The sequence below is a fragment of the Amaricoccus tamworthensis genome (genome assembly GCF_049800875.1).
Lineage (GTDB): Bacteria > Pseudomonadota > Alphaproteobacteria > Rhodobacterales > Rhodobacteraceae > Amaricoccus > Amaricoccus tamworthensis.
Window position 1 is genome coordinate 1 of sequence record NZ_JBNAFV010000034.1, and the last position, 5,000, is coordinate 5,000.

Annotated in this window: 4 protein-coding genes, 1 tRNA gene, 2 rRNA genes and 2 pseudogenes (1 of these 9 running past the window's edge); 5 read left to right on the forward strand and 4 right to left on the reverse strand. The window is 58.1% G+C overall.

Annotated elements, in window-relative coordinates; all coding sequences use genetic code 11:
- Position 1: 1 nt before the first annotated feature.
- A protein-coding gene (locus ACP15P_RS22905) for an IS630 family transposase (RefSeq protein ID WP_424926437.1) occupies positions 2-962 on the reverse strand; the annotation gives its coding sequence in 2 pieces (ribosomal slippage) (positions 2-616 and positions 618-962; 960 coding nt in all).
- Between the two features lie 87 nt (positions 963-1,049).
- Between ACP15P_RS22905 and ACP15P_RS22910 the strand changes: the two are divergent.
- The 5 genes and pseudogenes from ACP15P_RS22910 to ACP15P_RS22930 form a co-directional block, all read left to right on the forward strand.
- Positions 1,050-1,454: pseudogene (locus tag ACP15P_RS22910) on the forward strand (transposase); the annotation flags it as partial.
- A gap of 301 nt (positions 1,455-1,755) precedes the next feature.
- The gene (locus ACP15P_RS22915; protein WP_424930756.1) at positions 1,756-2,247 is read left to right on the forward strand and encodes an IS110 family transposase; all 492 of its coding nucleotides are present in this window, start codon (positions 1,756-1,758) and stop codon (positions 2,245-2,247) included.
- Between the two features lie 87 nt (positions 2,248-2,334).
- Complete coding sequence (locus ACP15P_RS22920; protein ID WP_424930757.1) at positions 2,335-2,799, forward strand: transposase; 465 nt, start codon at positions 2,335-2,337, stop codon at positions 2,797-2,799.
- 16 nt (positions 2,800-2,815) lie between these two features.
- Positions 2,816-3,028, forward strand: a pseudogene (locus ACP15P_RS22925) (IS3 family transposase); the annotation flags it as partial.
- Positions 3,029-3,081: 53 nt separating this feature from the next.
- Positions 3,082-3,228 carry an integrase core domain-containing protein gene (locus ACP15P_RS22930; protein WP_424930758.1) on the forward strand — a complete coding sequence of 49 codons (147 nt, stop codon included), beginning with the start codon at positions 3,082-3,084 and terminating at the stop codon, positions 3,226-3,228.
- A 137-nt stretch (positions 3,229-3,365) separates the two neighbouring features.
- On the opposite strand, the gene ACP15P_RS22935 is transcribed toward ACP15P_RS22930, so the two are convergent.
- From ACP15P_RS22935 to ACP15P_RS22945, 3 genes are all read right to left on the reverse strand, one after another.
- Positions 3,366-3,442, reverse strand: a tRNA-Met gene (locus tag ACP15P_RS22935).
- A gap of 119 nt (positions 3,443-3,561) precedes the next feature.
- Positions 3,562-3,676: ribosomal RNA gene (gene rrf / locus ACP15P_RS22940) — 5S ribosomal RNA — on the reverse strand.
- 150 nt (positions 3,677-3,826) lie between these two features.
- Positions 3,827-5,000 (reverse strand): 23S ribosomal RNA (locus ACP15P_RS22945); it runs 1,667 nt beyond the window's last position.

Here is a 5,000-nt window from a genome sequence, read left to right on the forward strand (position 1 = left end):
TTTAATCTGAGGCATACCCTGCAGCTTTGAGGAAATTCCAGCACTCCTGCGGGTCGAACAGATCGCAGATGTCTCCGAGCGCCTGAAACAATGTTTCAAAGGTTCTGGCGCCGATGCGTCGCAGGTGGGCTTTGAGCTTCGAGAAGGCCATTTCGATGGGATTGAGATCGGGACTGTATGCGGGCAGGAACAAGAACCAGCAGCCGCGCTCTTTCAGGGCTTGTGCCGCACGCGGGCTTTTGTGGGTGGACAGGTTGTCGAGGATCACAACTGTTCCGGGTTCGAGCGCCGGGGCCAGTTGGGTTTCGATGTAAGTGTCGAAGGCCGGACCGTTCATGGCTCCCTTGATCACCCACGGTGCGATCAGGGCATCCTGCGTCAGCCCTGCGATGAAGGTCTGCGTGCCCCATTTGCCAAAAGGTGCCCCGGCATAAAGCCGCTCACCGACAGGGGCCCGACCGCGCAACCGTGTGAGGTTCGTCTTCACGGCAGTTTCATCGATAAAAACCAGCCTGTGCGGCTCCGCGCGCATACGGGGCTGGCGGCGCTTGATCCAATCACGGCGGGCCTGGAGCAACGCCGGTCGGTCACGTTCCGCCGCGATCAGTCCTTTTTTTATATGACAGTCCGGCGCGTTCGAGCGCGCGGTGCAGCGAGGAGAGCTGTACTTCCACGCCATGTGTCTCTGCGAGGGCGGCGGCCAGTTCCTTGAGCGTGATGTCCGGTTCGGCCTGCACGATCTCCAGCAAAAAGTCCCGGTGCGGGGCGAGTTTGCCGAACCGGCCGGCGGTACGACCTTGCGGCTTGGGAACCGCCGTGCCGTGTTTACGGTGCTCCGCTGCCAATCGCACCGCCGTGGCTGCGCTCACACCGAACAGCCGCCCCGCTGAACGGGCCGAATTGCCCTTAGCGACGTAGGCGCAAATCCGTTCCCGAAGGTCCAAAGAGTAAGGTTTGCCCATGATCCACCTCCAAACAGAAGTGAATCAGACGAAGGCGGGCTTGTGAATCCCAATTCGATTCAGATCAAACGCAAACCGCTTTAAGCCATCGTTGATGGGCTGGCGCCGAAGCTCGTGGAGCAGGAGTCCATCGGCTATCGGTCGGCGACGCAACTTCTGATCACCGCCGGTGACAACCCTGAGCGACTGAAATCGGAGGCGGCTTTTGCCGCCCTGTGTGGCGTCAGTCCGGTTCCGGCTTCGTCAGGCAAAACCAGCCGTCACCGGCTGAACCGGGGCGGCGATCGAGCGGCCAACAGCGCCCTGCATATCATCGCCATATGCCGTCTGCGATGCGACGGGCGGACGCGGAAATATGTCGAACGGCGCATCGCAGACGGCCTGTCCAAAATGGAGGCCATCCGATGCGTCAAACGCTACATCGCCCGGAAGGTCTTCGCCCTGATCCGGGACCGTTACAGGGAGATCAACCAGACCCAAATCGCCGCTTGACAAACAGAAGGGCGTCCGCGGATCGCAATATCTGTCCATTCGCTACACCGAGCGCCTGGCAGAAGCGGGGACCGAACCGTCCGTCGGCAGCGTCGGCGACAGTTACGACTGTGAATGTGATATCGCAGCTTGATGGCCTGACCCTTGTTACGACTGACTTCGTGTCATTGCGTTGACGTGTCGGCTGTCAGGTTGCCGTGGCAGCGGGCGAGATGTGACTTCATAGATGCCTGACGGTCCCGTACCCTCACAGTCCTGTCCGCTTTGACCGTTGCCTGGACCAGTGTGAGCGGAGGCAGGCATGAAAGACATCATCGTTGGTGTGGACACCCACAAACACAATCATATCGCTGTCGCGATCGACACCCAAGGCGCACGCTTGGGCGGCAAGACGATCCCCACGACGCGCCGAGGATATCATGAACTTGAGGCATGGGCGTCAGGCCTCGGACGCATCGAGGCTTTTGGTATCGAAGGGACCGGATCTTTTGGCGCTGGTCTGTCCCGGGATCTTCTCGCCAAGGGGCATGTCGTTCTGGATGTCATGCGACCAAATCGCCAGCTGCGCTATCTTCATGGCAAATCCGACACCCTTGATGCCGAGAGCGCGGCTCGGTCAGTTTTGAATGGCCAGTCTACCGCTCAGGCCAAGGCGCAGAACGGATCATCAGAAATGATCCGCCACCTCAAGATAGCCCGCGACAGCGCCGTGAAAGAAAAGTGTCAGGCAATGATCACACTGAAGACATTGGTCATCAACGCTCCAGCTGAGTTGCGCGATGCACTGGATTAGATCAAGGGGCGGATCGGCTTGGTTCGCCATGTTGCAGCAATGCGGCCGGGCGAAGTCTCATCGCCTTTGGCGTCTGCAAAGGCCGCCATGCGCGCCGTTGCCCGGCGATGGTTGGCTTTGCATGCGGAGATACAGGCTCATGAGCAGGAGCTTGACCGCATGGTTCGTTGCAGAGCACCAGCGCTGATGGCTTCACACGGCATCTCGACCATAACGGTTGCGGAAATGCTGATCCTCGTCCGCGACAATCCCGAACGCATCAAATCCGAAGCCGCCTTGGCCAAGATGTACGGTGTTTGCCCGATCCCTGCATCAAGCGGTAAGACGATCAGGATGCGCCTGAACCGCGGCGGCAACCGACAGGCCAACGCGTCAATCTACCGCGTTGCCATCGTGAGGATGCGGGATGACGAGAAAACAAAAGTATATGCCACGCGTCGAACTGCCGAAGGTAAAACCCGGCGTGAGATAGTGCGTTGCATCAAGCGATACATCATTCGTGAAATCTACCGCCATTTATGCGCGCCGCCTGACCTCCTCCGTGCCGACTGACAAACATAGGAGCATCAACACCCTGGCCGAGACGAACAACGGGCTGTTCAAAGCGGAGGTCATTCACCGGCGTGGACCATCGCGCAGCTTCAATGCCGTGGAATACTCCACACTCGAATGGGTGGATTGGTTCAACAACCGCCGCCTGCTGGAACCCATCAGTAATATTCCGCCAGCTGAGGCCGAGGCAAACTTCTACGCAGCTCTGGAAACATCAGACGTCGCCGCGCAACTACGATCAATAAGCCTCCGGCAAACACGGCGCGGTTCAGAAGCGCAAAAATCATTGAAAACTGGAAGATCAATTACAATACACACAGATCTCATACATCGCTCGGTGGGATGGCTCCGGCTGTCTATGCAACACTCAAACGTTGCGAGCGGCTGTTTCGCCCGGACTCCGCAATGGCTCCGCTCGACAGGCTTTGAACTTGAACCGATCTGTCGAAACAAATGTGAACCGACCCTATACCTGAGGGAACCGTGTCACCTTGCGTTCACGGGCGCGGCACGAAAAAGGCCTCTCGTTTGGGAGGCTCTTGAACGGCTATATTATTTTAGAACGATGGTTGCGGGGACAGGATTTGAACCTGTGACCTTCAGGTTATGAGCCTGACGAGCTACCGGGCTGCTCCACCCCGCGACGCTTTTGCAGAGTTGCAGTTTTGTGCTGCGTGACGGGGAAGGTTTCCCCGTATCGGCTTCTGCGTGCCGTCTGGTATTTGATTGAGACCGTAAGAGAGCGTTTGGTGTGTCTGACAGGTTTGGCGGTGACCTACTCTCCCACGTCTTAAGACGCAGTACCATCGGCGCTGTGGCGCTTAACGGCCGAGTTCGGGATGGGATCGGGTGTTTCGCTCACGCTAAAGCCACCAAACCGGCAAGACACACCGGCTGCCACCGGAGCACAGCGTGATGCTGCGCAACGGGGAAGCCGTTCTACACGATGACTGTCTTTCCATGTTTTACTGGTGTGTTGGGTCTGACTTTCGACCATGTGGGAGGGTGTTCCTCTCTTCCACTGGATCGTATCAAGCCTGTCGGGCGATTAGTACCGGTCAACTGAATGCATTGCTGCACTTACATCTCCGGCCTATCGACGTGGTGGTCTTCCACGGCCCTCAAGGGAGACCTTGTTTTGAGGGGGGCTTCCCGCTTAGATGCCTTCAGCGGTTATCCTGTCCGCACTTAGCTACCCTGCACTGCCGTTGGCACGACAACAGGTCCACCAGTGGTGCGTTCACCCCGGTCCTCTCGTACTAGGGGCAACTCCTCTCAAGTCTCCTACACCCACGGCAGATAGGGACCGAACTGTCTCACGACGTTCTAAACCCAGCTCACGTACCACTTTAAACGGCGAACAGCCGTACCCTTGGGACCTTCTCCAGCCCCAGGATGTGATGAGCCGACATCGAGGTGCCAAACACTGCCGTCGATATGGACTCTTGGGCAGTATCAGCCTGTTATCCCCGGCGTACCTTTTATCCGTTGAGCGATGGCCCTTCCACTCGGGACCACCGGATCACTATGACCGACTTTCGTCTCTGCTCGACTTGTCAGTCTCGCAGTCAGGCGGGCTTATGCCATTGCACTCGACGACCGATTTCCGACCGGTCTGAGCCCACCATCGCGCGCCTCCGTTACTGTTTGGGAGGCGACCGCCCCAGTCAAACTACCCGCCACACAGGGTCCCGGAACCGGATAACGGTCCGCGGTTAGACATCAGATGAGCGAAGGGTGGTATCTCAAGGATGGCTCCCCGGGAACTGGCGTCCCCGGTTCAAAGCCTACCACCTATCCTGCACATCGCTGACCTGATGCCAGTGTGAAGCTGTAGTAAAGGTGCACGGGGTCTTTCCGTCTGACCGCGGGAACCCCGCATCTTCACGGGGAATTCAATTTCGCTGAGTCTGCATTGGAGACAGCGGGGAAGTCGTTACGCCATTCGTGCAGGTCGGAACTTACCCGACAAGGAATTTCGCTACCTTAGGACCGTTATAGTTACGGCCGCCGTTTACCGGGGCTTCAATTCAAGGCTTGCACCTCTCCTTTTAACCTTCCGGCACCGGGCAGGCGTCAGTCCCTATACGTCGTCTTGCGACTTCGCAGAGACCTGTGTTTTTAGTAAACAGTCGCCACCCCCTGGTCTGTGCCCCCCGCCCGTGGTTGCCCACGAACGGGGCCTCCTTCTCCCGAAGTTA

What these genes read in the sequence shown, in the direction of transcription:
- ACP15P_RS22915 (WP_424930756.1), top strand. Translation starts at nt 1,756, where the DNA reads ATGAAAGACATCATCGTTGGTGTGGACACCCACAAACACAATCATATC.
- ACP15P_RS22920 (WP_424930757.1), top strand. Translation starts at nt 2,335, where the DNA reads ATGCGCGCCGTTGCCCGGCGATGGTTGGCTTTGCATGCGGAGATACAG.